General features: G+C 55.9%; 23 protein-coding genes. 18 read left to right on the forward strand and 5 right to left on the reverse strand.

Annotated features, from left to right (window positions below; all coding sequences use genetic code 11):
* The first annotated feature begins 75 nt into the window (after positions 1 to 75).
* Positions 76 to 912, forward strand: a complete 837-nt coding sequence (locus IE151_RS14930) for an HTD2 family dehydratase (protein WP_189491880.1) — start codon at positions 76 to 78, stop codon at positions 910 to 912.
* A 6-nt stretch (positions 913 to 918) separates the two neighbouring features.
* Here the strand turns inward: IE151_RS14930 and IE151_RS14935 are convergent, their stop codons facing one another.
* Positions 919 to 2,100 carry a CaiB/BaiF CoA transferase family protein gene (locus IE151_RS14935; RefSeq protein ID WP_189491885.1) on the reverse strand — a complete coding sequence of 394 codons (1,182 nt, stop codon included), beginning with the start codon at positions 2,098 to 2,100 and terminating at the stop codon, positions 919 to 921.
* Positions 2,097 to 3,461 (reverse strand): MmgE/PrpD family protein, encoded by a 1,365-nt coding sequence (locus IE151_RS14940; RefSeq protein ID WP_189491888.1) that lies wholly within the window; start codon positions 3,459 to 3,461, stop codon positions 2,097 to 2,099. The genes IE151_RS14935 and IE151_RS14940 overlap by 4 nt, the downstream gene beginning before the upstream one ends.
* Before the next feature lie 195 nt (positions 3,462 to 3,656).
* On the opposite strand from IE151_RS14940, the gene IE151_RS14945 reads away from it, so the two are divergent.
* Genes IE151_RS14945 through IE151_RS14980 form a run of 8 tightly spaced genes read left to right on the forward strand, consistent with a single transcriptional unit; the run spans position 3,657 to position 12,133 of the window.
* Positions 3,657 to 4,895, forward strand: a complete 1,239-nt coding sequence (locus IE151_RS14945) for a CoA transferase (protein ID WP_189491891.1) — start codon at positions 3,657 to 3,659, stop codon at positions 4,893 to 4,895.
* A gap of 10 nt (positions 4,896 to 4,905) precedes the next feature.
* Positions 4,906 to 6,576 (forward strand): acyl-CoA dehydrogenase family protein, encoded by a 1,671-nt coding sequence (locus IE151_RS14950; protein ID WP_189491894.1) that lies wholly within the window; start codon positions 4,906 to 4,908, stop codon positions 6,574 to 6,576.
* Positions 6,576 to 7,727: a CaiB/BaiF CoA transferase family protein gene (locus IE151_RS14955; protein WP_210310900.1), complete on the forward strand. Its 1,152-nt coding sequence runs from the start codon at positions 6,576 to 6,578 to the stop codon at positions 7,725 to 7,727. Before IE151_RS14950 ends, IE151_RS14955 begins: the two co-directional genes overlap by 1 nt.
* Positions 7,724 to 9,190, forward strand: a complete 1,467-nt coding sequence (locus IE151_RS14960) for an aldehyde dehydrogenase (RefSeq protein WP_189491897.1) — start codon at positions 7,724 to 7,726, stop codon at positions 9,188 to 9,190. The genes IE151_RS14955 and IE151_RS14960 overlap by 4 nt, the downstream gene beginning before the upstream one ends.
* Positions 9,187 to 9,984, forward strand: coding sequence for an HpcH/HpaI aldolase/citrate lyase family protein (locus tag IE151_RS14965; protein ID WP_189491900.1), 798 nt, complete (start codon positions 9,187 to 9,189; stop codon positions 9,982 to 9,984). The genes IE151_RS14960 and IE151_RS14965 overlap by 4 nt, the downstream gene beginning before the upstream one ends.
* A 30-nt stretch (positions 9,985 to 10,014) precedes the next feature.
* On the forward strand, positions 10,015 to 10,398 hold the full coding sequence (locus IE151_RS14970; RefSeq protein ID WP_189491904.1) for a carboxymuconolactone decarboxylase family protein: 384 nt from the start codon (positions 10,015 to 10,017) through the stop codon (positions 10,396 to 10,398).
* A 28-nt stretch (positions 10,399 to 10,426) separates the two neighbouring features.
* Positions 10,427 to 11,329, forward strand: coding sequence for an NAD(P)-dependent oxidoreductase (locus tag IE151_RS14975; RefSeq protein ID WP_189491907.1), 903 nt, complete (start codon positions 10,427 to 10,429; stop codon positions 11,327 to 11,329).
* 9 nt (positions 11,330 to 11,338) lie between these two features.
* Positions 11,339 to 12,133, forward strand: a complete 795-nt coding sequence (locus tag IE151_RS14980) for an N-acyl homoserine lactonase family protein (protein WP_189491910.1) — start codon at positions 11,339 to 11,341, stop codon at positions 12,131 to 12,133.
* A 55-nt stretch (positions 12,134 to 12,188) separates the two neighbouring features.
* Here IE151_RS14980 and IE151_RS14985 read toward each other — a convergent pair whose 3' ends face one another.
* Positions 12,189 to 13,352, reverse strand: coding sequence for an acyl-CoA dehydrogenase family protein (locus IE151_RS14985; RefSeq protein ID WP_189491913.1), 1,164 nt, complete (start codon positions 13,350 to 13,352; stop codon positions 12,189 to 12,191).
* Positions 13,353 to 13,554: 202 nt separating this feature from the next.
* Between IE151_RS14985 and IE151_RS14990 the strand changes: the two genes are divergently transcribed.
* The 3 genes from IE151_RS14990 to IE151_RS15000 all read left to right on the forward strand — a co-directional run bounded on the left by IE151_RS14990 (position 13,555) and on the right by IE151_RS15000 (position 17,308).
* The gene (locus IE151_RS14990; protein ID WP_189491916.1) at positions 13,555 to 14,571 is read left to right on the forward strand and encodes a LysR substrate-binding domain-containing protein; all 1,017 of its coding nucleotides are present in this window, start codon (positions 13,555 to 13,557) and stop codon (positions 14,569 to 14,571) included.
* Between the two features lie 175 nt (positions 14,572 to 14,746).
* Positions 14,747 to 15,724: an amidohydrolase family protein gene (locus IE151_RS14995; protein ID WP_189491919.1), complete on the forward strand. Its 978-nt coding sequence runs from the start codon at positions 14,747 to 14,749 to the stop codon at positions 15,722 to 15,724.
* Between the two features lie 3 nt (positions 15,725 to 15,727).
* On the forward strand, positions 15,728 to 17,308 hold the full coding sequence (locus tag IE151_RS15000; protein WP_189491923.1) for a class I adenylate-forming enzyme family protein: 1,581 nt from the start codon (positions 15,728 to 15,730) through the stop codon (positions 17,306 to 17,308).
* Between the two features lie 62 nt (positions 17,309 to 17,370).
* On the opposite strand, the gene IE151_RS15005 is transcribed toward IE151_RS15000, so the two are convergent.
* A complete protein-coding gene (locus IE151_RS15005; RefSeq protein WP_189492108.1) occupies positions 17,371 to 18,087 on the reverse strand; it encodes a fumarylacetoacetate hydrolase family protein in 717 nt (238 codons plus the stop codon).
* Between the two features lie 158 nt (positions 18,088 to 18,245).
* Here IE151_RS15005 and IE151_RS15010 point away from each other — a divergent pair, with 158 nt between their 5' ends.
* From IE151_RS15010 to IE151_RS15035, 6 genes are all read left to right on the forward strand, one after another.
* Positions 18,246 to 19,256 carry an ABC transporter substrate-binding protein gene (locus IE151_RS15010; RefSeq protein ID WP_244636810.1) on the forward strand — a complete coding sequence of 337 codons (1,011 nt, stop codon included), beginning with the start codon at positions 18,246 to 18,248 and terminating at the stop codon, positions 19,254 to 19,256.
* Complete coding sequence (locus IE151_RS15015) at positions 19,253 to 20,062, forward strand: ABC transporter ATP-binding protein (RefSeq protein ID WP_189491926.1); 810 nt, start codon at positions 19,253 to 19,255, stop codon at positions 20,060 to 20,062. The genes IE151_RS15010 and IE151_RS15015 overlap by 4 nt, the downstream gene beginning before the upstream one ends.
* Positions 20,059 to 20,925, forward strand: a complete 867-nt coding sequence (locus tag IE151_RS15020; RefSeq protein WP_189491929.1) for an ABC transporter permease — start codon at positions 20,059 to 20,061, stop codon at positions 20,923 to 20,925. The genes IE151_RS15015 and IE151_RS15020 overlap by 4 nt, the downstream gene beginning before the upstream one ends.
* A 37-nt stretch (positions 20,926 to 20,962) precedes the next feature.
* Positions 20,963 to 21,685 carry a GntR family transcriptional regulator gene (locus tag IE151_RS15025; protein WP_189491932.1) on the forward strand — a complete coding sequence of 241 codons (723 nt, stop codon included), beginning with the start codon at positions 20,963 to 20,965 and terminating at the stop codon, positions 21,683 to 21,685.
* 3 nt (positions 21,686 to 21,688) lie between these two features.
* A complete protein-coding gene (locus IE151_RS15030; protein ID WP_189491935.1) occupies positions 21,689 to 23,281 on the forward strand; it encodes a gamma-glutamyltransferase family protein in 1,593 nt (530 codons plus the stop codon).
* 743 nt (positions 23,282 to 24,024) lie between these two features.
* Positions 24,025 to 24,165, forward strand: a complete 141-nt coding sequence (locus IE151_RS15035) for a DUF1127 domain-containing protein (protein ID WP_189489797.1) — start codon at positions 24,025 to 24,027, stop codon at positions 24,163 to 24,165.
* A gap of 179 nt (positions 24,166 to 24,344) precedes the next feature.
* Here the strand turns inward: IE151_RS15035 and IE151_RS15040 are convergent, their stop codons facing one another.
* Complete coding sequence (locus tag IE151_RS15040) at positions 24,345 to 25,082, reverse strand: IclR family transcriptional regulator (protein WP_189491938.1); 738 nt, start codon at positions 25,080 to 25,082, stop codon at positions 24,345 to 24,347.
* Between the last annotated feature and the right edge of the window lie 183 nt (positions 25,083 to 25,265).

Below are 25,265 nucleotides of genomic sequence, written 5' to 3' on the forward strand. Positions count from 1 at the left end.
TTCCATGTATCCGCGAAGCTAAGTCTCGACCAAAGAAAGCCATTGCCGTTAGAAACCGATAAACGGAGACGATCGATGACCGACATCACTGAATGGGTTGGCAAGTCACAGGAGCAGGTCGACACGGCTTGGCAGTTAACCGCAGACCGGATCGCTGGCCTGCTTGATCGCGACGTGCTGAATACCGGTGAGACTTGGCCTGCGGCTTGGGTCTGGAGCCTATTTGGCCACAGTGTGCGCCATGATCAGGTCGGTCCGGACGGACATCCGGCGCGGGGCGGCTTCCTGCCACCTGTCGCTCTGCCACGACGCATGTGGGCAAGTTCTCATGTCGAGGTGCACCAAGGTATCCAAACCGGTGAAAGATTAAAACGGGTTTCCACCATCAAGGACGTAACTGAAAAGGACGGACGCAGCGGGCGGCTCTGCTTCGTGATCGTTGATCACGAAATCACGGGCGAGAAAGGAGCTAAGCTGCATGATCGGCACACGATCGTTTATCGCGGTATCGAGGAAAAGCAGGAGCAACAAAATCCCCGGACAGGGGAAGAGATCGGTTTCGCGCCGCAATGGAAGACCCGCGTGCAGCCTGATCCTGTCATGCTCTTTCAGTATTCCGCAGTAACTTATAATACGCACCGCATTCATTACGATGATCCATATGTACGCGAAAAAGAAGGCTACCCCGGTCTCGTGATTCACGGTCCTTTGACGGCGACGCTCCTTCTGGAAACAGTGCCGGCTAATATTAAAGCTGCGCGGGTGAAGAGTTTTTCCATGCGCGCCCGACGTCCTCTCTTCGTGCCGGAAGCCTACGATCTCGCCGGTCGCGTCGATGGCAAAAGTTTCAGGCTTGCAGCTATCAACGCACAGAATCGGATCGCAATGGAGATCGAGGGCGAGCTCGCCTGAAGCTGCTCAGGTCACGCCAGCCTCTCGAAAATTATGGATGACGTTATCAGGGTAACCCAGCTCGGTAAGAATTTCCGACGTATGCTGCCCGAGTGTGGGCGGCGGTCGCGTGATCTGGCCTGGAGTGTCGGAAAATTTCACGGGAAAACCGATTTGCGGCAAACTTCCTTCGACGGGATGATCGACGTGTAGCAGCATTTCGCGCGCTATCATTTGCGGGTCGGCAAAGGCTTCGCTGAGCGAGTTGACGGGCCCCGCTGGAATGTCCAGATCCCAGAGTATCTTTACCCATTCATCACGCGGTTTCGTTGCGAAGAAGTCATTGAGAACGCGCTTGGCCTTCGTCGTTTCTTCTGGCGAAGGGAAGGGGGTCGCTGGAAAGTCCTCGTGCGCGACAAGCTTATGCAGACGCTCCCAGAAATGGTCTTCGATGATGCCGAGCGTAATATGTTTATCGTCGGCACATCTGTAGACATTATAGGCGGCCGATCCTCCGGCCACGCGCTGCACCCCGCCCGCCGGCTCGGTGCCGGCCAAAAGATAATCAGAGGCATGCGAGTGCATGAAATGCATCGCACCGTCGGTCATCGAGACGTCGATGAATTGCCCCTTGCCGGTGGTCTGGCGCGCGACGATCGCCGCCAGGATGCCAAACACGGCCATCATCGATCCGCCGCCAATGTCAGCAAATAAGGGACCTGGTACAAGCGGCCCGATTTCCGGTCGCGCAATCAACTGCATCATACCCGTGATACCAAGATAATTCATGTCATGGCCAGGAACGTCCCGATAAGGACCGCTCTGGCCATAACCGGAAATCGAGCAATAGATGAGACGGGGATTGATTTCCTGCAGCGTTTCGTAACCCATGCCGAGCCGATCGGCGATACCCGGGCGAAAACCCTCAACGATCACATCGGCTCGAGCAGCGAGCTTGCCAACCACTTCCTTGCCCATCTCGCTTTTTAGGTTGAGAGTGATCGAGCGCTTGTTGCGATTGCCTATCAGGAACGTGCCTGAATCTTGTTTTCCCATCGGGGGAAAGGTACGCATCAGGTCGCCCACACCGGGCTGCTCGATCTTGATGACGTCGGCGCCGAGATCGCCGAGCATCTGAGTTGCCAGTCCTCCTGGTAGAAAGCGGCTGAGTTCAAGAATACGAATGCCGCCGAGTGCTGTTTTGTTCATGATCGTGTCACCGCTGCAAGAACGTCTCCGACCGCTCCACCCGTCTCCAATGTTTCGATTGCCGCGATCGCCGCATCGGCCTTGCAGGTGCCGAGATGCGACGAGACGGTCTTGTGCAGACGCGTACGTACACCCTCGTAATCGACGGCGTGCACGTCATCGCGTCTCTCGGTGTGTCGCGTGCCGTCCTTGAGAACCACCATTATTTCGACGCCCTGTTTTTGCGGATAATTTTTCTCCAGGTCATCGTCGACAAGAAGGCGCATTGCCTGTGCAAGCCGCAGGACCCGGGGATCCTTCAGCAACGCATAGTTGCTTTCCTCAATCCGCCCAGACACCAACGTTGCGGCAACAGAGTACTGGATGCTCATCTTGGCTTCCAGAATACCTGGATAGGGGCCGGAGTGATCGCAACCTGGGTACCTAATCGCTGCGTTAAAGCTCCTGACTTCCACCCGGCTTATATCGTCGGGACGAATTCCTTGATTTGCCAGCGCAAGTGCTGCCTGACACGGCGTCTGCACGTAATTACACGCAGGCGCCGGTTTCCAGTAAACGGAAAGTATCTCGTAGTTCCCATCAGCAAGAGGTATGATCTTTTCCGCCTCGGCGCGTCGTCCGTAAACCGCAAAAAGCCCCGCACGCCCATCAATTGCAGTCGGAGACGCGAAGGCTCCGGTCTTGGCAAGAAGCACGGCCGTAACCGCATTGCGTGAGGCAAACCCGGCGTGGAAGAACACATCGGTTCCGCCGGCCCAGGGCCATTCGTTGACGCCGCAGGCGCAATTTGCGCCGAAACCAAGCGCCGAAATCGCTTCGCCTTCGCTCAGGGCGAGGAGGCGCGCAGCACCAGCTGCCCCTGCCATTGCTCCGACCGTACCGGTTGGCCGTATGCGCGTGGCGAGTTCAGTATTGATCAGCGCGCGACCTATGCGGGCACCGGTTTCATAGCCGACGATCAAGCTCGTCAGAAAGTCGCGCCCCGTTTGGGTGCTGGCGAGAGCGAGCAGCGGCGGAATGACGACAGTGCCGAGATGCGAGCAGCTCGGCACGTGCATGTCTTCTCGGATCAGGCCGTGGCTGAGCGCTCCATTGGCGAAAGCCGCCTCGGCTGGGGACGTTCTGATACTGGTTCCCACGATGGCTGCGCCGCCGCCTGCCATCGAGGATGCGTAGGCAATAGTCTGTTCCCCCCAGGGAAGCGTTCCCGCCTCGATGCTGCAGGCGAGGAAGTCCATCAGACATCCCTTGGCTTTCTCAACCACGCTGTCGGGCATATCAGAGAGATCCGCACTGAGCGCAAAATTGGCGAGCCGTGCGGCAGCATGGGCCGCCGTCTTACCATGTTGAACGATCGTCATGACGCACTCCTTCGGGTAGCGCTGCCGGACCGCCATTGTTGATCAGCCAATATACGAAGGGGAGGCATCAATCCCGCATAACAGGTTTTGGAATGTTGACGGTCGTCAGACTGCACTCGTTGGTGGACAGTGGCCTCTCGATGCCGAACGCGTTTCAGCGCGGGAAGTACGATGGTATCTGTAGGATTGGATGTAATGTACAGTCTTCTTTCCGGTATGCGAGTGGTAGAAGGCGCAGCCTTCGTCGCGGCTCCGACCTGCTGTCTGCACTTGCAACAGATGGGAGCCGAGGTCATTCGCTTCGACACGATCGGCGGGGGACCCGACTTTCGTCGCTGGCCGCGTGCGAAAGGGAGCGTCGGCGGCGCGAGCCTCTACTGGGAGGGGCTTAACAAAGGCAAGAAATCCATAGCGATTGATCTTGGCCGCCCGGAGGGACGCGAACTCGCAACCCTGATCGCCACCGCTCCTGGAGACGGCGGTGGTATCTTCGTGACGAATTACCCGGTCACTGGATTTCTCTCCCATGAAAAGTTGAAGGCCAGACGTGCCGACATGATCACTGTGCGTGTGATGGGTTGGGCGGATGGTTCGAACGCTGTCGATTATACGGTCAACAGCGCGCTTGGTGTGCCGATGATGACCGGCCCCGACAAGCTGGGCGACGAGCCGGTAAACAATGTTTTGCCTGCCTGGGACTTCGCCACGGGTAATTATGCAGCCTTCGTCACGCTTGCGGCAGAAAGACATCGTTCGCGTCATAATGAGGGACTGGAAGTACGAGTGCCACTTGGCGATATCGCCATGGCAACGCTCGGCAATCTTGGTCAGGTGGCGGAAGTGGCGCTGTCGGGCGCAGATCGCCCTCGCTACGGAAACGACATTTTCGGTGCGTTCGGTCGTGACTATAAAACAGCAGACGGTCGCAGGCTGATGATTGTCGGCCTGACGCAGCGTCACTGGCGCGACCTGGTAACGGCGCTCGGGATCGGTGACGAAGTGCAGCGGCTCGAAACCGAACTTGATCTTGATCTGTCAAAAGATGAGGGACTGCGCTTTCAGCATCGGGATCGGCTCAACCCGATCATTGCTGCGGTCATTGAGCGAAAATCCGCTGCTGAATGGGCGCGGGTATTCAGCGGGACCGGCGTCTGCTGGAGCGACTACAATTCCCTGAAGGAAGCTATTTCCGACCCGAGATTATTTATGGGCGCAGAATCAATCTTTGAGCCCGTGACGCATGGTAGCGGCGAGACCTACCTGACACCTGGTTCTGCTGCCACCATCGTTGATCTCACACGTGAGATGCCAGGACGCGCACCCTGTCTCGGCGAACATACGGAAGAAGTTTTGGCAAGCGTGCTGGGGCTTTCTTCCGGCGCCATTGCCCACCTCCATGACGAGGGCGTGGTGGCGAGTAGCGCAACGGCCTGACGAGGAACGCATGACAGCGACAGCGACCAGAAAAGCGGAAAGCCAGACAATGTTGCTCATAGCGGCAGAACAGGCGGTTGAGCAGGCCGAACGCTATCAGGCGGCGGCCCGCCGGGCAGTATCGCAGCTCGTCGTGCGCGATGGGAAGTTCGACGCGGCGTGTGGCGATGCGCATCAGCATGGAGTGCATGGTCTTGCCTGGATCGCAACCACTGTCAGCGCGCTCAGGGCAACTGTTAGCTGGGCGCAGCATTTGCAGGTGCTTGGGAAGCTGGGCGAAAACGAGCAGGCAGTGTTGATCATCGGTGCCGCGGAATATCTGGGCCAGTTGATTGGCGGCGTACCCATGAGCCAGAGCGAGTTCATTCGCCCGCATGAGCTGGGCATCGATGCGGAAGCTACGAATCTGCGACGCAGCGCTGCCTATTTTCTTGAGATGCCTGACATGCATGTGGTCCGCGCCGACCTTGTTGCCCGCCTTGCCGAAGGTGGTAGCATCGATGAGACGCTCGATGACGATATGCTCGATCTTATCCGCGACCAGTTTCGCAAGTTCACGGATGTACATGTGGCACCGAATGCCCACCGCTGGCATCTCGCTGACAGCCTGATTCCGATGAGCGTCGTGGATGCGTTGTGCGAGCTCGGTGTTTTCGGCATCTGCATCGACGAGAAGTACGGTGGGCTCGGCCTGGGCAAGCTAGCCATGTGCATCGTGACGGAAGAGTTGAGCCGGGGGTGGATTGCCGCAGGTTCGCTCGGCACCCGCTCGGAAATTGCCGGCGAATTGATCGCCACTGCCGGAACAGAGGCTCAGAAGGATCAATGGTTGCCAGGAATTGCATCAGGCGAAATCCTTCCAACCGCTGTGTTCACCGAACCCGATACAGGGTCGGATTTAGGCAGCCTACGCACCAAGGCAGAAAGGAATGAGGACGGCTCCTGGCGTATTAACGGCAACAAGACATGGATCACTCATGCTGCTCGCAGCGATTTGATGACGCTGCTTGTACGCACCGATCTCAAATCCAGGAGCTATGAAGGATTATCATTGTTCCTGGCGCCGAAAATTCGGGGAACGGAAAGTGATCCATTTCCTACCCGCGGCATGCGAGGGAGTGACATAGAGGTCCTGGGATACCGCGGAATGCGGGAATACGAGATTGCCTTCGAGGATTTTCTCATACCCGGTGACGCCCTGCTTGGGGGCACGGAAGGGCAGGGATTCAAGCAGTTGATGCAGACTTTCGAAGCCGCGCGCATCCAGACTGCTGCGCGTGCCATCGGCGTTGCACGGACTGCTTTCGATCTTGCCTTGCGCTATGCCAAAGAACGACGTCAGTTTGGGCGAACCTTGCTGGCATTCCCCCGCGTGTCCGACAAGTTAGCGCTCATGCTGGTTGAAATCGTCATGGCGCGGCAGCTCACCTATTTCGCAGCGCGCGAGAAAGACAAGGGGCGGCGGTGCGATATTGAAGCTGGCATGGCAAAGCTTCTTGCCGCTCGTGTTGCGTGGTCGAACGCCGATAACAGCCTGCAAATTCATGGCGGTATCGGTTACGCGCTGGAAACGGAGATCAGTCGTGTCCTGTGCGACGCACGCATCCTCAATATTTTCGAGGGCGCTGCGGAAATCCAGGCGCAGGTCATCGGTCGCGGTCTTCTGTCGAGGGTCAACTGATGCTGGCGTTGGGGCAGGAGCTTGAAGGCATCACGGTGGTTTCGCTGGAGCAGGCGGTCGCAGCTCCCTATTGCGGCTTGTTGCTAGCCGACGCCGGCGCCCGCGTCATCAAGGTCGAACGTGAGGGCGGTGATTTCTCTCGCACCTATGATCATGCGGCGAATGGCGAAAGCGCTTATTTCATCTGGCTGAACGGGGGCAAGGAATCAATTGTACTCGATATAGATAAGCCGGAAGACGCAGCTTTGCTGCGACAGATGCTGGAAAAGGCTGATGTGCTCTTGCAGAACCTCGCGCCGGGCTCGCTTGAAAAGCGAGGGTTGTCGGGGGAGGTGCTGCGCAGGACAAATCCGGCACTCATCACGCTGGAGATTACCGGCTATGGCCGTACCGGCCCCTACGCGAATATGAAAGCTTACGATCTTCTGGTGCAGGCAGAGAGCGGCCTTTGTTCGATCACTGGCGGCCCGGAAGAACCATCGCGCGTTGGCATTTCAATTTGCGATATCGCAACCGGCCTCACAGCGTTTTCCGCAATCCTGCGTGCGCTTCTACTGCGAGGGCGAACTGGTACGGGTGTCGACATTTCCATTTCCATGTTCGATGTGCTTGCGGACTGGATGAACGTACCCTTGGCCTTTCAGCGCTATCTTCACCGTGCGCCGTCGCGGCTCGGTGTTGCCCATGCAACCCTTGCCCCGTACGGGGTTTATCGTGCGGCTGACGGCGACGTCCTGATTGCGGTGCAGTCAAACCGGGAATGGGTGCTCCTGTGCGAGCGGATTCTCGACATGCCCGAACTGGCAAGCGATCCGCGTTTCCTCACCAATATGAACCGGGTCGAAAATCGCGACGCAATGAACATAATTCTTAACGCTGTTTTCGAAACGCACACGCGTGAGGAATTGATGGCGCGGCTGCGGAAGGGGCGTATTGCCTGTGCCAGTCTCAATAGTGTGGCTGATCTGCTGCATCATCCGCATTTGCAAACCAGTGCGGCAGCTTTTGCAGACAGTACGATCGAACTGGCGCGACTGCCGGTCTCCGGCCGGATGCGCGAACTGCGTAAAGTACCCACACTTGACCAAGATGGCCCCGCCATCCGGCGGGAATTTGCTGCGTCGATCAGAATGACGGGAGGACAGGCATGAAGACCTACGGACTGTATATCGATGGCGCGTTTACCGAAGCGGAAGGTGGCCGCGTCTTTGATACGGTCAATCCTTATACTGGAGAAGTCTGGGCCAGAATTGCTGAAGCCGGAGCAGTCGACATCGACCGCGCCGTGCGAACGGCAAAAAAGGCCGCGGAAGGGGAATGGGGCGCAATGCCGGCCTCGAAACGTGGTCGCATGATGTTGCGCCTTGCCGATCTGATCGAGGAAAACTCGACCCACCTTGCCGAGATCGAGGTTCGAGATAATGGCAAGCTCTTTGCCGAGATGGCCTCGCAAACGAGATATCTGGCGGAATGGTATCGTTATTTCGGTGGACTGGCCGATAAGATCGAAGGCGCTGTCATTCCGTCAGACAAGCCGGGCGTGCTGAATTTCACGCGGCGAGAGCCGCTCGGCGTTATTGCGATGATCACTCCCTGGAACTCGCCGCTGCTGCTTCTTGCCTGGAAGCTCGCTCCAGCGCTTGCTGCGGGAAATACGGCAGTCATTAAGCCTTCGGAGTTCACCTCCGCATCCACTCTTGAGTTCATGCCCTTGTTTGAGAAGGCAGGCTTTCCGAAAGGCGTTGTCAATACGGTGACGGGGTTTGGCAAGGAGGCAGGCGCAGCACTGGTCGAGCACAAGATGGTTTCGAAAGTCGCGTTCACGGGCTCGGACCTGTCTGGGCAGAAGATTTATGAAACTGCGGCTCGCGATCTCAAACACGTGACGCTGGAGCTGGGCGGCAAATCTCCGAATATCGTGTTCGAGGATGCCGATATGGAAGCCGCCGTCATGGGGGCGATATCCGGAATTTTCGCAGCTTCCGGTCAGACTTGCATCGCCGGCTCGCGCCTGCTTCTGCAACGCTCGATCCATGACGCATTCATGGATCGGCTGATCGAGGTGGCCGGGGCCGCGAAGATCGGCGACCCTATGGATGCTGACACCAATGTGGGGCCGGTAACGACGCCGCCGCAATACAAAAAAGTGCTCGACTATATCGATATTGCCCGCAATGAGGGCGCGACGTGCGTGCTAGGGGGCAAACCGCACGATGGGCCGGGAGGGCAATTCGTCGAACCAACGATCTTTACCAATGTGAAGAATAATATGCGTATCGCGCAGGAAGAGGTATTCGGACCAATTCTCTCGGTTATTCCCTTTGAGGACGAGGCCGAGGCGATAGAGATCGCCAATGACGTCGATTTCGGACTGGCGGCAGGGGTCTGGACAAGGGATGTCAGTCGCGCAATTCGCATGTCGGCAAAGCTCCAGGTCGGGACCGTGTGGGTTAATACGTACCGGTCCGTCAGTTACAGCTCACCCTTTGGCGGCTATAAGCGCAGCGGCATCGGGCGCGAAAGCGGCATGGAAGCGGTCAATGATTATCTCCAGACGAAATCGGTCTGGATCGCTACTGAACCGAGCACTTCAAACCCCTTCGTGATCCGATGACGCTGCTCGCTCCTCTGTTTGTGCCGGGCGACAGGCCCGATCGTTTTGCCAAGGCACTCGCTACCCCGGCGTCGGCTGTGATTATCGACCTGGAGGACGCGGTCGATCCGGCTCGCAAGGATGAGGCACGTGGCAATCTCGTGGGTCACGGTCTGTCAAACAAGCCTGTCTTTGGACGGCTGAATGCTGCTGATACCCGCTGGTGGGATGACGATATGCGCGCTGCCGTTGAGGCAAGGCTGGCCGGCGTGCTGATCCCCAAGGCTGAGAGTATCGAGGCATTATATGAGGCGCGCGCCAAATTGCGACCAGACAGCCACATCATTCCTCTGGTCGAGACAGCCGTAGGACTTTCCCGGCTGCGCGACATGCTGATGGTGCCGGGGGTGCTTTGTGCGGGGTTTGGATCGCTCGATTTCGGCCTTGATCTCGGCTGTGAGCCCGAGTGGGAGCCGCTGCTTTATGCGCGCAGTGAGATTGTCCTTGCATCGCGTCTGGCAAATGTGTCCGCGCCCATTGACGGGGTAACACCGTCTTTTGACGACCCTGAGCGGGTTGAGGCGGATGCAAGACGCGCGCGCTCTATGGGTTTTGCTGGCAAGTTGCTTATTCATCCCAAACAGATAGCGCCCGTTCTCGCTGCCTTCCGTCCAAGCTCGCAGGACATTGAGTGGGCGCGACGCGTTGTCGAGGCTGCGACGTCGGACGCGGCGATCAAGGTAGATGGGCAGATGATCGATAAGCCGCTGGTTGAAAAAGCACGGCGAATTCTCAGCGCAGGCCATGTGGCTTGAACGCTTCGTGTCAAAAAGGGAGAGAGAAATATGGACAAGGCAACCTATGAAAAGGGATTGGAAATTCGCTCGGCCGTCCTGGGCAAGGAATATGTCGAGAATTCCATTCGTACCGCGGATGATTTCAACCGGCCGCTGCAACAGCTCGTCACGGAATATTGCTGGGGCGAGGTCTGGGGCCGTCCCGGCCTTGATCGAAAGACGCGATCCTTCCTCAATCTGGCGATGCTTTCCGCATTGAACCGTCCACACGAGATTGAGATGCACCTGAAGGGTGCACTCAATAATGGACTGACACGTGAGGAAATCTGCGAAGTCTTTCTCCAGGTGGCGATTTATTGCGGCGTTCCTGCTGCCGTCGATAGTTTTCGTATCGCCCGCAAGGTGTTTGCTGAGATCGACGGCAAGAAGTGATTGAAACCGGTCCTTGAAAGGAAAGATCATGAACGAGGAAATCGGGTTCGTCGGCTTAGGGAACATGGGCGCGCCAATGGCGAAGCGTCTTCTCGATGCGGGTTACAGACTCGTCGTGACCGATATGCGTGAAGATGCACGTCGTGCGTTCGAAGAACTTGGCGCACGTGCTGTCGGATCTGCGCGAGAGGTGGCGGATGCGGCTGAAACCATTTTCATCAGCCTGCCAACACCTGTCATCGTCGAGGCGGTGGCGACGGAGGCGGGAGGTCTCATCGATGGCGGAGCGATCAAACGCGTCATTGACCTTTCCACCACCGGCGCAACAACCTCGGCGCGCGTCGCCGAAAAACTGGCCGAAAAGCGGATTGCGCATCTCGATGCGCCGGTATCCGGGGGCAAGCATGGCGCCGAAAAAGGCACACTTGCTGTCATGGCATCAGGCCCTAAGGCTCATTTCGAGCTTGTGCAAGCTATGCTGCGAAATATTGGCAAAGTGTTCTTTATTGGTGAAGCCGCAGGTCTCGCCCAGACCATGAAACTGGTTAATAACCTGCTATCCGCAACGGCCATGGCGGCAACATCGGAAGCGGTGGTGATGGCGGTGAAGGCCGGGATAGATCCCTCTATTGCCGTCGATGTCATCAATGTGGGGTCGGGCCGCAACAGTGCCTCCCAAGACAAGTTTCCGAAGGCAATTATTCCTCGCAGTTTCGATTACGGCTTCACGACAGGACTTATGTACAAGGATCTGAAACTGTGCATGCAGGAGGCGGAAGCGCTCGGCGTGCAGATGCTGGTCGCCAACTCCGTCAAACAACTCTGGCAAATCGTTCATACGGAACTCGGTCCCGATTCCGATTTCACGCAGGTCGTACAGGTTCCGGAACAATGGGCGGGCGTCACGGTCGGCACGCCAGCGGACAAGTGAGGGGCGGTCATGAGCGATGAAAAATATAAGATCTTCATGATCCGCTATGGCCGTGCGGATCGCAACCGGCCGGCCAATTTTTTCGATGGCGACCCGCACGACACCCCGATGCCGATCGACTATTTCAACTGGGTGATTACCAATGAGAAGCGCACATTCGTCGTGGATACAGGATTCAGCGAAGAGACGGCCAGGAAGCGCGTCCGGGAGGTGATCAAACCTGTGCCCCTCGGGTTGAAGGCTGTCGGCGTTGATCCCGACAAGGTGTCCGACGTGATCATTACTCATATGCATTATGATCACGCCGGCAACCAGGATCTGTTACCCTGCGCACGGTATCATATTCAGGACAGCGAGATGGCGTTCGTGACCGGTCGGTGCATGTGCCATCACCTGCTCAATCATGCTTTCGAAGAAGAAGACGTGGTGTCGATGGTGCGTAACGTCTTTGCCGGCCGGGTCGAGTTTTACGACGGTGAGGCACAGATTGCGCCCGGCATCTCTGTGCACCGGGTTGGCGGACATTCGCGGGGATTACAGGTCGTGCGTGTCGATACTGAGCGGGGGCCGGTGGTTCTGGCTTCGGATGCCTCACATTATTACGAGCATATCGAACAGAACCGTGCTTTCTCCGTCTTTGAAAACCTGTCCGATCTCATGGAAGGCTATCGCACCGTGAAACGCCTTGCACCCAGCATGCAACATATCGTGCCTGGACATGATCCCAAGGTCTTCGAACGTTACCCGGCCGTGCAGGGGATGGAAGGATGGGCGATACGCGTCGATCTTCCGCCGTCGAAATAAGCCGTGGAAGCATAGCATGAGAGAGACCGTTATCCGGCTTTCTCATGCTATCCGCTCAGTAGGAGCGTGGCATGCCGAGTACATGCTCCGCGACATAAGCCAGGATAAGATTGGTCGAAATCGGCGCGACCTGATAAAGCCGCGTTTCGCGAAACTTGCGCTCTATGTCATACTCCTCAGCAAAACCGAATCCGCCATGCGTCTGCAAGCAGGCTTCAGCGGCCTGCCAGGCACTCTCCGACGCAAGCAGCTTGGCGATGTTGGCTTCCTTTCCGCAAGGCTCGTGATGGTCATATAGCTCTGCCCCCCGATAGACCATGAGGCGAGCGGCCGACATTTCCGCATAGCTGCGGGCAATCGGGAACTGTACACCCTGATTTTGACCGATGGGGCGATTGAAAACGATGCGTTCGCCGGAATATTTAGCGGCGCGACCAATGAACCAGAGTGCATCGCCGATACATTCGGATGCAATCAGCAATCGTTCGGCATTCATTCCGTCGAGGACATAACGAAACCCCTTTCCTTCTTCACCGATCAGGTGATCCGCGGGTATCTCCATGTTATCGAAAAAGACTTCCGTCGTGGCATGATTCATCATGGTACGGATCGGGTGGATGGTCAGGCCGTTTCCGAGCGCTTTCTTCATGTCGACGACAAAGATAGAGAGGCCGTCGGAACGCTTTTTTACCTCTTCCTTCGGGGTCGTACGCGCCAGCAGAATCATCAGGTCGGAATGTTCGGCTCGCGATGTCCAGATCTTCTGGCCGTTGACAATATACGTGTCGCCCTTGCGTACGGCTATGGTTTTGATAGAGGTGGTGTCCGTTCCAGCGGTCGGTTCCGTCACGCCGAAGGCCTGCAGGCGGAGCGAGCCGTCGGCAATTTTCGGCAGCCAGCGCTTTTTCTGTTCTTCCGATCCGTGGCGCAGAATGATGCCCATGACATACATCTGCGCATGGCACGCGCCGCCATTGCCTCCGCTCGCATGGACGGTTTCGAGAATCGTCACCGCGTCACGTAGCCCTAGGCCAGACCCGCCATATTCTTCGGGAATGAGGGCAGCCAGGTAACCTGCTTCTGTCATTGCCCTAACAAACTCAGTCGGATAGCGCCTTTCGCGATCAACCTCGCGCCAGTAGGTGTCAGGAAAGCGCTCACAAAGCGAGAGCACTGCGTCCCGGATTTCCGACCCGTAGGAAATGTCGTCAGCATACATGGTAATGTCCCTGATCACAGCGGCAATGAACCGATGCTGCAATCATAGGGTAATTGTTTGCTCCGAGCAGAGCGTGGAAAATCCTATCTGCTATACGCTTAATGGCGTTGAGAGTTGCTTTTCCGCTGCGATACTTCATGATCGGCGAAGATGGCTGGAGGAGCCATTTTCCTTGGTATGTTCACGGGAGGGAACGTTCCAGATGGAAATCAAGCAATTGAGGTACTTTTTAGCCGTATCGGAACTTGGGAGTTTCTCTAAAGCGGCGGTCGTTTTGTCGGTCGCTCAACCTGTTCTGTCTCGGCAAATCCGTAGCTTGGAAGAGGAACTAGGTTCCGAACTTCTCTATCGCAATGGTAGGGGCATTGTTGTCACGGAAGCTGGCGAAATGCTCGTCGATAAGGCGCGAACCATTCTGAATGCCGCTGATTGCGTTGCCAATGAAATGAATTCGCTGCGGGCTTCTCCAAGTGGCAAGCTCGTCATTGGGCTGCCCCCAACAGCAGGTTCCGTTATCGCGGTTCCGCTCATTCAGCGCTTCCGCGAGAGCTTTCCCCGCGTAAAGCTCAAGGTTCAGGAAGGGTATAGCGGTCATGTACTGGAATGGTTGTCGACAGGCCGCATAGACGTGGCCGTGCTTTACGATGCGCCGAAGACCTCCACGTTAATCACACAGCCCCTGATCGAGGAAGAGCTTCTTTTGATCGGCCCTCGCACGACCCCTCTGGAACTGCGGGACAGACCGGTAACGGGTGCTGTGCTCGGAGAGTTGCCACTGATCCTGCCCTCGCATCCGCACGGCCTGCGTGTTCTGATTGAGTCTTTGCTCGGGGCCGAAAAAATTTATCCCGAAGTCGACTATGAGATCGACAGCCTCAGGGCGACGATGGAACTTGTGGAAGACGGGATTGGCTATACGATCCTCCCTTATGCCAGCGTTCATCGCAAGGTTCTGGCAGGGGATCTGGTCGCCATGCCGATCATCGAGCCACGCCTCAGCCGTCAGCTTGTGCTTGCGACATCGACGCAACGTCCAACCACCGTGGTGACCCGCGCATTGGCGCAGGCGGTCAAGACACTCGTTCGCGATCTGGTGGATCAGGGTGTCTGGGTGCCCAGAATCGCAGATGCCGAACTGAAAATAGCGACGGTTGCACCGCGCCGGACGGTGGCTGCGGTGAACGGCGCGGGTAGTGCCGAACAGCAGAAGCTGCACTAAGCGGACAGCTGCTGGGATCACGCCGCGCTCTCGATGAGACGGCAGCTTTGCTGCGTGCCTCATCTCTCCAGAGCCATACCTGATATAACAAGGTCAGGCCTTTTTAAGCGTTGAGAAAACTGCGCTTCCCGACACAATCGGCATAGTTTACGAACGCTTCGAATTGGATTTAGACGTGCCCGTCATCGATTCCCATGCACATATCTGGGGGGAAGGTTTCGTTCCTCCCGCTTTTTTTGCTAAGGCGGCGAAAGAGTGGGCTGCCAAGGCCACCGATCGTAGGGCAGATATGATCATGCCCAAGCTGCTCAATGGCATCGTTGACCCGGATGGCGACGACTTCATCGCCAATATGGATCGTGCCGGTGTGGATGCCAGCATGGTCATGATGATCGATGTGGGCGCACCTGTGTTTGGCGAAGATGCGAAAACACCGCCAGAAGCGCAGATCGAATTTTACGCGGCCCTACAGAAGCGCCATCCCAAGCGCCTGCATTGTCACGTTGCAGTCGACTTTCGGAGGCCAGACCATCTCGACCTTATTCGCCGCGGAGTGGTTCATGGTGGATTGAAGGGTATCGGGGAAATCACTCCGGATGGTTTTTCTGCGGCGGACGACGCTATCCGTCCCGTGATGATGCTTGCCAACGACCTCGGCGTTCCTGTTCAGATCCATACACGCACCGGCGTCTGGACGGACTTCGCGGGAACGGATTTCTCCGAACGGAATCCTGTTCATCCCGTGCATATCGCGCGGTTGGCGAAAGCGCTTCCAGAACTGAAAATAATCTTGTGCCACGCCGGCTTCCCTCATTGGTGGCACCGGGCCGCCGAATTGATAGCCGATCTACCCAACTGCGTTCTCGACATCTCGAATTGGAACGAGGTCTTTCATCACGATGAAGCAGAAATGATTGCGAGGCTGGCGGCATGGCGCGGTCTCGTTGGCGCCGAGCGCATTCTTTTTGCCTCAGATCAGGCGTCGGGCCCGCGATTTACAGGCGAGCGGTCGAAACTTCCGGACTGGGTAAGCTTCATTCGCGCCTTGCCTGAGAACGCGACGCAATGGGGCTACTGTTTCAGCGAGGCGGAAGCGAAAGCGATCCTCGGCGAAAACGCCGCGCGTATATACGGATTTTCGCAGGGAGAGTAGGCGATGCAGATGCCAGAAAGCCGGACGATTCCGGCACTATTGCTCGAACAGGAAACGCGCTTTGGCGACAGGGAGGCGCTCGTCGGTGGCGATCTTCGCCTGACCTACAGACAACTGCGCGAAAAGGTGCGCGCTTTTGCAAAGGGATTATCCGCGCATGGTGTAGGGAAGGGGACGCGTGTTGCAATCCTGATGGGCAATAAGCCGGAATGGGTCATTGCCGACTTGGCCATCTGCAGCCTCGGCGGCATCATGGTGGCTGTCAACACATGGGTAACGGCCCGCGAGTTGGGCTATATTCTCAAACATTCCGACGCAGACATGCTGATCCTCGGTAGGCGGTTCTTGAAATATGATTATTTCAACATGCTCGGCGAGCTTCAGCCGCACGCCGAGAACCTGCCGGCGCTTAAGACGATTATCCATGTGGGTCCGGAACCTTATCAGGACAGCATTCCATTCGAAGCGGTCTATTCGCGGGGACGAGGCGTCCCAGACCATACTCTGGAGAAAGCGGAAGCTGCTATTAGTCCTCGGGACGTAACCTATTTGCTCTATACTTCCGGTTCGACTTCGACGCCCAAAGGTGTTCAGCTTCAGCATTACGCGTTGATTGAGAATATGTGGCACCTTGGCAACCGCATGCACGTGACCGAGCAGGACCGATTGTGGCTGGCCGTTTCCCTCTATTGGGGCCTTGGGTGCGAAAACGCGCTGTTCAATCTCCTGACCCATGGTGGCTGCATTGTTTTGCAGGAATTTTTTGAAGCAGGAGAAGCCCTGCGGCTAATCCATGAGGAGCGGTGCACCCTCTACTACGGCACGCCGAACATGGCCCAAGCGATGATGGAACATCCCGACAGACCAAAGCGCGACCTGAGTTCGCTGCGTTCAGGCGGTGCGACTGGCACGCCGGCGCAATTGCAACGGGTTGCCGAGTTGGGGGCAAAGGAGATCTGTCATATTTACGGACTCACCGAAACCTACGGCAATTGTAACGTTTCAGATGGCAAGCTTGATCCGCGAGACAAGGTGTTCGAGACGGTCGGGCGGCCTCTCGACGGCGTTATTCAGCGCATAGTGCACCCGGAAACGCTGGCTCCGCTTCAAGCTGGCGAGGTCGGTGAAATTCAGGTCAAACGCTATGTAACCATCGGTTATTACAAGGACGAGGACAAAAACGCGGCGGCCTTCACGTCGGATGGCTTCTTCCGCACCGGCGACCTGGGCTTTGTTGATGAGGACGGCTATCTTCATTTCCGCGGACGTATCAAGGAAATGATCAAGACCGGTGGCATCAATGTGGCGCCAGCGGAGGTCGAGGAAATTCTCGTTCGGCAGGCCGGTGTGAAGCTTGCTTTCGTAGTGGGCGTGCCGGACACGACGCGTGATGAAATCATAGGCGCGGTTGTCGTGGCCGAAGGTAAGGTAGGCGACGATTTCGAGGAACGTCTGAGGGAAGCGTTGCGTGCAGAACTTGCGTCCTACAAGCTTCCTCGCGAATTTCGCTTTGTTGAAGAAAGCGCGCTACCTTTGACCTCAACAGGCAAGCTGCATAAGGACAAGCTGGTCACTTTCTTCTGAGGAATATGGCGCTGCCTTCGGAAAGAACTGGCAGCGCCCTCGTTTTACCTGCGCGACACATGTCAGGAAGACTGGATCGGGTCACCGATAGTGATCGTGAGGCTTCCCAAGCCAGCGATAGTGCCCACCATTACTTCTCCCGGTTTGACCGGGCCGACGCCGTCCGGCGTTCCTGTCATAATGATATCTCCAGGTTCCAGGGAATAAAATTTTGACAGCGTCGCAATGATCTCAGGAACCTTCCAGATCATCAAACTGAGATCCGAATTCTGTCTCGTCTTGCCGTCAACATTGAGTTGGATAGGCCCCTGGTCAATGTGACCGACGTCCTGGACACGATGAACGGGACCACACGGCGCCGAAAAATCGAACGACTTCTTCAACTCCCACGGGATACGTGGCCCATCCAAAGCATCGAGAACGCGTCGGCGTGTCATGTCGAGGCATATGCCGTAACCATAGATGTGAGACAGTGCCTCGTCTTTCGGGATGTCGTAGCCTCCCGATTTCATGGCAACCATCAGCTCCAACTCGAAATGAAAATCATCGGTCTTTGGCGGGTACGGTATCGTCGCGCCATCCTGGACGATCGAATCTAGCGGCTTTTGGAAAATCAAAGGAAAGTCGCGCGTCTCATCGCCACCCATCTCTCTTACATGGGCTACGTAGTTCCGCCCGATGCAATAAATGCGGCGCACTGGGAAGCGGTCGGTCAAGCCGACAACCGGGAGTGTTGGTTGGAGGGGCGCAGGCACAGCAAAAGTCACATCGGTTTTCATTGGATCGCCTTCTAAAATCGCTATCAGCATCATATGCAGAAAAATGACGTGTTCAATAAAAATATGCATAAAATATAGATATTGATAAAAAAGAGAATTTTATTGACGGACGGCAGTTTTGGTGCATTCATCATGGATGCAAACAAAAAATAAGGGGAATGATGATGAAGCGCAGAGCATTTCTCGCAGCCGCGTGCCTGCCATTCTTGATAATGGGAGGAGTTCAGGCGCAACAGCCGACGACGCTGACCATCGCCTATCCGAGCCCTGGCGGATTGGGCTATTTCGGCGTGTATAACGCGATTGGAGAGGGGTATTTCGAAGCCGAGAATATAAAGATCCAAACTCAAAGCGTGAATGGATCCGGACAGGTACTTCAAGCTCTTTTGGCGGGGCAGGCGCAACTTGGCCACCCCGGACCAGGCCCGCTTCTGAACGCGCGGAAGAATGGCGGTGATCTCGTCTACATCTTCAATTATTTCACGCGCAGCCAGTTCAATCTCGTCGTACCTGAAGAGTCCGAATTCCAGTCTCCGACCGATCTTAAAGGCAAAGTGATCGGCGTTGGTACATCGGACGGCGCTGAGGTTGCGTTTGTTCGTTCAATTTTCGACTCCGTCGGAATGAAGGAAGGCGATGACTATACCTTCATCACCGTTGGCGAAGGCGGGATGGCTGTGGCAGGTTTCATGCAGAAATCGATAGATGCATATGCCTCGGACACGGCCGGTGTTGCCACGCTGAACTTGAGGGGAGTTAAACTGCGTACGCTTACGCCCCCGGAGTTTCAAAGCTACTTTGGCAATGGTTACGTCGTAACGCGCGAATATCTCGAAGAGAATAAAGACACGCTAGAGCGGTTCGGCCGAGCCTTGGTGAAAGGGATCAAATTCGGTCTCGATCCGGCGAATAAAGACAAGACCTTAGAGCACGCAAAAATGGGTAACCCCCAACAGTTGGAAGACATGAAGTATGCCGATGCTCTCATGGATGTATATTACAGTCTCACCACTCCTTTGAATGCCGAAAAGGGTTTCGGCTACAATAACCCCGCCGCGTGGGACAAGTGGCAAGCCACTCTCGTTTCTTCCGGAGATATGGACAAACCGCTTCCTGACCTTACTCAAGCCTATTCAAATGAGTTCATTGAAGTCTGGAATGCGGAATGAACAAAGCCGTAACCGATATTCGCCCTGTCATTAAACTGGGTAAGCCAGTTTATGAGCTGTCGAACGTATCCAAATATTATGGGGACGGAGGCGTTGTTGCCTTGGAGGGCGTGAACCTCTCGCTCACCAAGGGCGCGTTCCATTCGGTAATTGGCTCGAGCGGTTGCGGAAAATCCACACTGTTGAAGATCATGGCTGGACTCACGCCCCCATCCAAGGGACGCGTTGTTCTCTCTGGCAAGCCTGTCAGGGGGCCACGCGCCGACATTGGGATGATGTTTCAGCAGGCGACGCTTTTTCCCTGGCGAACAACGGTTCAGAACATCTTGCTGCCGGTTGAACTCAGAGAGGGAAAGAAGGCGGCGGAGGCTGCTAAACCACGTGCCCTGGCCCTTCTCGATCTTGTTGGGCTCAAGGGGTTTTCCGAAGCATATCCTTCTCAATTATCAGGGGGGATGGCACAACGCGCAGCCATCTGTCGCATGCTTGTTTCAGAGCCGGATGTTCTCCTGCTCGACGAACCTTTCAGCGCCCTCGACGAAATAACCCGCGACTTTATGAACATGGAGCTCCAGCGCATTGTCTTGGAGAGGGAAGCGTCGGCGTTTCTCGTCACTCATTCCATCTCCGAGGCAGTAATTTTGTCGGACATTGTGCACGTCATGTCCGCAAGACCCGGTCGGGTCATCCGCAGTATCAAAATTGATCTTCCCCGACCGAGAACACTCGAAATGGCGATAATGCCCGAATTCGGGCGGTACGTAAGCGAGATTAGAGACCTGCTGGACAAGGGCGCATTCCTATGACGGATGTTACGTGGAATTCAGAAAAACCTTCCTCCGAAGAGGATACAGTCTGGGTCGAGAAGGTGTCGTGGGTTTCCCGAGTTCCTCGTTGGATGTCTATGCTTGCTTTGCTCATCGCCTTTCTGGCCGTTTGGCAACTCGCTACGGCCTCGGGCATTGTCTCGCAGCTAATCCTGCCCAGTCCCGTGTCGACGATTTCCGACCTTGGTTTCGTGGGTCGTAATCTGTTCAGCGGAGGATACATGCTTCCGGCGTTTTGGGTTACGGCATCCGAAGTTCTCTGGGGCTTTATCTTCGCGCTGATAATCGGCGTTGCGCTTGGTATTCTGGTTGGGGAAACCAGTTTCGGTGAACGCGCCGTCATGCCCTACATCGTTGCCATAGACACAATGCCTAAATTGGCTTTTGCGCCGTTATTCGTCGCATGGCTGGGGTTTGGGATCATGTCAAAAGTTGCCCTCGCCACATTTATCTCAGTGTTTCCCATCATTGTAGGAACCGCCGCAGGACTGCATGCGACTGATGAAAATGCACGCATGCTTTTCAGAAGTATAGGTGCCTCCCGTTTCCAAACTTTGCTCAAGTTGAAAATTCCGACAGGGCTGCCTCATTTCTTCACCGGGCTGAAGATCGCGTCCATCAGCGTCGTTTCCGGCGCTATTGCGGGTGAGTTTCTCGGCGGCGGACAGGGTTTTGGGGAACTCATACGCGTCGCCGCTTCTCAGTTGGATACGCCACGGGTCTTTTCCCTGATAATCTATCTGAGTTTCCTGGGCTTGGTAATGTTTGGGATAGTGTCCTGGATGCAGCACAAGTTCGTTTTCTGGCACCGTTCGAGTACATCTATTAGGAATAAAATCTGATGCCATCTCGGACAAGTTGCTGACGGGTGAATGAATAATGACAGAAAAAACCACGCTTACGACGGCGGTCTACCAAAAGCTGCGGTCTGATATCATTCAAGGTGTGTTCAGACCCGGAGAAAAGCTGCGCATCGAAAGCATAGCGGCATCATACGAAGTCGGAAGCAACGCGGTCAGAGAGGCCCTGTCCAGACTCTCTTCCGAGCGGCTGGTCGACCGTCACGAGCAAAGAGGCTTCGCAGCTCCAAGCGTGGGAATCGAGGATTGGAGAACGCTCGTTCGGACACGTTGCTGGCTAGAGACACGCGCACTGCAGGAATCCATGCAAAATCGCACGGACGCTTGGGAAGAAAACATAGTCGTTTCATTTCACAGACTATCCAAATGCCGGTCCGACAGTCCCGAACATCGTCCGATGTGGGAGGATGGGCATCGCAATTTCCATCGTGCTTTGATTGCCAATTGCGGCTCACCATGGCTTATCGAATTCTGCGATATCCTCGCAGATCACGCAGCGCGGTATGTTTTCATCTCCAACTCTTATCAAAAGAGTCCGCGTGATGGAAAATCTGAACATGAAATTCTGATGCGTGCCGTTCTTGACGGTCCTATCAAGGATGCATGCGAAATGCTGGTGCGTCACTACTGCAAGACGCTCAATTTAATCGAAGAGATTTTTGGCGGCGAACGATCTCAGATAACGGTTCAGGGCCTGGAAATCGACGCCGGAATTTTTCCCGCTTTTTTTGCGAAAGGCTGATCTATGCACTTTGAGAATGCAAGGCAGTATCCATCGGGACGTTCACCCGTCTTTGCACGCAATATCGTCACAACTTCCCATCCTCTTGCAACCCAGGCTGGCCTCGCAATGTTGAAGATCGGTGGCAACGCGGTAGATGCCGCGCTCGCTGCCGCCATTGCTCTTCCAGTAGTGGAACCAACCGGGAATGGCTTGGGTTCCGATGCTTTCGCAATCATCTGGGATGGCAAGGAGCTTCATGGATTGAACGCTTCTGGAAGATCTCCGGCGGCGTGGACCTCCAAACGGTTCGCAGGTCTTGCGTCCATGCCGCAACGGGGATGGGAAAGTGTCACCGTGCCAGGCGCTGTTTCTGCGTGGCGGGATTTGTCTGCCAAGTTCGGCCGTCTTCCCTTCGAGAAGCTTTTCGAGCCGGCCATCGACTATGCGAGGCATGGCCATCATGTCGCTCCGATTATAGCCGAGCAGTGGAGACGTGGCGGGGAACTTCTTAAAGACAAGCCCGGATTTGCGGAAGCGTTTCTCCCTGGCGGAAGAGCGCCGAAGGCCGGCGAACTCTTTCGGTCGCCCGCTATGGCAAAATCCCTGGAACTTATCGCTCGAACCAAAGGCGCCGCTTTTTATCGCGGCGAACTGGCACAAAGCATCGCTGCGTTCGCGGCCGCACATGGCGCAGCCCTAACTCTTGACGACCTTGCGGCGCATAAAAACGAGTGGTGCGGCACGATCAAGAAAACGTTCGGAAATACGTCTCTTTGTGAGATTCCGCCAAATGGTCAGGGCATCGCCGCTTTAATGGCACTCGGAATCGTCCAAGAGACCGACATTGCGCGCCACGATCCGGACAGTGCCGACGCCATCCATATTCAGATTGAGGCAATGAAGCTCGCATTCATGGATATCCACGCCTTCGTTGCCGATGGCATGAGCGCGAATGAGGTGACTGAATCGCATCTGTTAAATCAGGATTATCTCGCATCGCGAGCGGCCTTGATCGACAAGCAGAAAGCGAAGGAGTTTGCAACCGGAGCGCCAACAGCGGGGGGGACGGTCTGTCTCGCAGCCGCTGATGCCGATGGGATGATGGTGTCGTATATTCAATCAAATTATTCGGGATTTGGATCCGGTGTCGTCGTCCCCGATACGGGTATTAGCCTTCAAAATCGCGGTTTTGGCTTCACTCTCGAAGAGGGGCATCCCAATCAGGTCGCACCGCGGAAAAGGCCGTTTCATACCATTATTCCGGGTTTCGTTATGCAGGACGATGAGCCTCTTATGGCCTTTGGTCTCATGGGTGGTCCAATGCAAGCTCAGGGTCATTTGCAGATGATGCTGAGAACGCAGCTATGGAAACAGGACCCTCAGTCTGCATCCGATGCGCCTCGCTGGCGTGTCCTGAAGGGGCTCGACGTCGCCTTGGAGGATACGACAAGCAAGGAAGTCGTTCACGAGCTTGAAAGACGAGGCCACCAGGTGTCGGTCGAAAGCCCCGATGCCAGTTTTGGATTTGGCGGGGCGCAGATAATACACAGAATCGAGGGCGGGTACGTTGCCGGATCAGACCATAGGAAAGATGGATGTGCGGGTGGCTACTAAAGTTTCGCCAATTCCTTCCTAATAAGCATTGAACAGTCGTGGCCGCCAGTGGCAGTTAACCGTCCATTAAGCCGGCTGCGTCGCGCTGCCAGTAGCCGGCAATCAAGGTGCGATCGCGCCCCAATCCCAGATCGCTGCGCCAATATTGGCGGATACGTTAGCCATGCTTGCTTCCGCTGCAAACCAGCAGAGTATGTTGGTGTTGGTGGGGATTGGCTGAGATCGGGCGAGACCTACGTGATTGCGTCCGCCGTTTGCGCTATTGCGGAAGAGCCATTGGGCGACGACACTGGTGCTCGATGCGACTGCATCGTCGCGGTAATGATGATGGTGTCGAGCAGCGTGACCTTGTCGTCCTCCAAGCGCGTTTGTTCGACCGCAGCCGGAGGCGCGCCGGCGGGGGCTTGTTGTACCGAGGCAGCGTCGGGGAGGTGAGGGCAGTGCCAGCTGCGAGCAACCGGCCAGATGGCGAAAGGCCAGCCATGGATTCTCCGCAAGGTGCGACGGCTGGCTGCGAGGCTGCTGGCAAATGTCGAAAAGATGTCTTTGGCTAGAATTCCTGAATTCAGATGTTCACAATCGTTACCGGAATCTTATTCGTGCTTTTCATGGGCCACTCAAAAGGGCCTCGTCTTTGCAAGGCTGCCCTGCATTCTTGTATATTTTCCGCATAGCTCTAAGCGTCTATATAGTTCGCATACAAAGAACGAACGCGTACAACGCAATAAACGAGAGCCATGACGATGAACCTGATCCGTAACTACCGTAACTGGCGCCGTTACCGCGACACCGTTACCGAATTGAACCGTCTTTCGAACCGCGAGCTGAGCGACATCGGTATTTCGCGTGGCGACATCGCCTTCGTCGCACGCCGTTCGATCTAACAGATTTTGCAGAGCCACTCCTCCTCCCAGGCTCTGTAAATACGACCAGCATCTCCTCCTCCCGATCGCTGGTCGGACCCAAACGATGCCCGCCGGATCTCCTCCCCGGCGGGTATTGTTTTATGGACAAGATTCTCCTGCCGAGCCGTCAATCCGCCAGAGAGCGCTTATCCTGCTTCCTATTCCAGGCCGCGTTTCAGGTCCGTCTGCATGTGATCGAGCAGGACGGCGATTTTTTCCTTCAACTCGGGCGTTCCCATGCTGGCCGGATAGGAAATTGCCACGCCGATGATTTCCATAGTGTCGGGATCGCGCATCGCGACGCCCTGCGAAGAAACACCCTCGAGAATTTCATTGGACGAATAGGACCGGCCGGTTGCGCGAATGCGTCCGATCCGTTCCATCAACTCGACATGATTGGCAGGAACGTTCGGAGAAACGTACGGCAAGGGTTCAGGTACACGCTTTTTCCAGGCGTCATCGTCGAGCATGGCAAGCATCGCACGTCCGTTCGATGTTGCGTAGGCCGCGGTCTTGTAGCCCGGGGTTGACGCAATAGCCATCGGGCTGGATCCCCGGACTACCCGCAGGACCATCAGGTCCGGTCCATCGAAGGCTGTAATATACCCCGTATGCCCACCGATCTCGCATATCTGCAACACACGTTTGTAGACGAGGTCGAGGAAGTGATTCCGCGACCGCGAAATCTGTCCCAGCTCGAACAGCCTCATCCCCGGAGCATAAAGCCGACTTACTTCATCATACTCGAGAAGACCAGACTCCTTCAGGCTCTTTAGCGCCCTGTGGACGGTTGCCTTCGGGCGATCGAGTCGGCGCGCTAGCTCGGCTTGGCTTAAGGCAGGTTCTTCAAGGGTGTAGCAGCCTAGAATTGAAATTGCGTCATCAAGCGCGCCCATAAATCAACCTCCGATCCCCAATTACCATTCTTTTTGTTCCATTATTGAAACTTAATGTCAATTTTGAAACTGCTCTGGACATTATGTTTTTTTCTGCCTAGAAATCGATCAACAAAACGAGAAGCTGAAAATCTGGACACTGCCTAAGAGCGTAGTGAAACTGGCAACGGCTCGGGAACATCG

It is taken from the genome of Limoniibacter endophyticus (assembly GCF_014652835.1).
Taxonomy (GTDB): domain Bacteria; phylum Pseudomonadota; class Alphaproteobacteria; order Rhizobiales; family Rhizobiaceae; genus Limoniibacter; species Limoniibacter endophyticus.

Bases quoted from the DNA above. Each gene is read 5' to 3' on its own strand.
- IE151_RS14930 (WP_189491880.1), top strand. From the start codon at position 76: ATGACCGACATCACTGAATGGGTTGGCAAGTCACAGGAGCAGGTCGAC.
- IE151_RS14935 (WP_189491885.1), bottom strand. From the start codon at position 2,100: ATGAACAAAACAGCACTCGGCGGCATTCGTATTCTTGAACTCAGCCGC.
- IE151_RS14940 (WP_189491888.1), bottom strand. From the start codon at position 3,461: ATGACGATCGTTCAACATGGTAAGACGGCGGCCCATGCTGCCGCACGG.
- IE151_RS14945 (WP_189491891.1), top strand. From the start codon at position 3,657: ATGTACAGTCTTCTTTCCGGTATGCGAGTGGTAGAAGGCGCAGCCTTC.
- IE151_RS14950 (WP_189491894.1), top strand. From the start codon at position 4,906: ATGACAGCGACAGCGACCAGAAAAGCGGAAAGCCAGACAATGTTGCTC.
- IE151_RS14955 (WP_210310900.1), top strand. From the start codon at position 6,576: ATGCTGGCGTTGGGGCAGGAGCTTGAAGGCATCACGGTGGTTTCGCTG.
- IE151_RS14960 (WP_189491897.1), top strand. From the start codon at position 7,724: ATGAAGACCTACGGACTGTATATCGATGGCGCGTTTACCGAAGCGGAA.
- IE151_RS14965 (WP_189491900.1), top strand. From the start codon at position 9,187: ATGACGCTGCTCGCTCCTCTGTTTGTGCCGGGCGACAGGCCCGATCGT.
- IE151_RS14970 (WP_189491904.1), top strand. From the start codon at position 10,015: ATGGACAAGGCAACCTATGAAAAGGGATTGGAAATTCGCTCGGCCGTC.
- IE151_RS14975 (WP_189491907.1), top strand. From the start codon at position 10,427: ATGAACGAGGAAATCGGGTTCGTCGGCTTAGGGAACATGGGCGCGCCA.
- IE151_RS14980 (WP_189491910.1), top strand. From the start codon at position 11,339: ATGAGCGATGAAAAATATAAGATCTTCATGATCCGCTATGGCCGTGCG.
- IE151_RS14985 (WP_189491913.1), bottom strand. From the start codon at position 13,352: ATGTATGCTGACGACATTTCCTACGGGTCGGAAATCCGGGACGCAGTG.
- IE151_RS14990 (WP_189491916.1), top strand. From the start codon at position 13,555: ATGGAAATCAAGCAATTGAGGTACTTTTTAGCCGTATCGGAACTTGGG.
- IE151_RS15000 (WP_189491923.1), top strand. From the start codon at position 15,728: ATGCAGATGCCAGAAAGCCGGACGATTCCGGCACTATTGCTCGAACAG.
- IE151_RS15005 (WP_189492108.1), bottom strand. From the start codon at position 18,087: ATGAAAACCGATGTGACTTTTGCTGTGCCTGCGCCCCTCCAACCAACA.
- IE151_RS15010 (WP_244636810.1), top strand. From the start codon at position 18,246: ATGATGATGAAGCGCAGAGCATTTCTCGCAGCCGCGTGCCTGCCATTC.
- IE151_RS15015 (WP_189491926.1), top strand. From the start codon at position 19,253: ATGAACAAAGCCGTAACCGATATTCGCCCTGTCATTAAACTGGGTAAG.
- IE151_RS15020 (WP_189491929.1), top strand. From the start codon at position 20,059: ATGACGGATGTTACGTGGAATTCAGAAAAACCTTCCTCCGAAGAGGAT.
- IE151_RS15025 (WP_189491932.1), top strand. From the start codon at position 20,963: ATGACAGAAAAAACCACGCTTACGACGGCGGTCTACCAAAAGCTGCGG.
- IE151_RS15030 (WP_189491935.1), top strand. From the start codon at position 21,689: ATGCACTTTGAGAATGCAAGGCAGTATCCATCGGGACGTTCACCCGTC.
- IE151_RS15035 (WP_189489797.1), top strand. From the start codon at position 24,025: ATGAACCTGATCCGTAACTACCGTAACTGGCGCCGTTACCGCGACACC.
- IE151_RS15040 (WP_189491938.1), bottom strand. From the start codon at position 25,082: ATGGGCGCGCTTGATGACGCAATTTCAATTCTAGGCTGCTACACCCTT.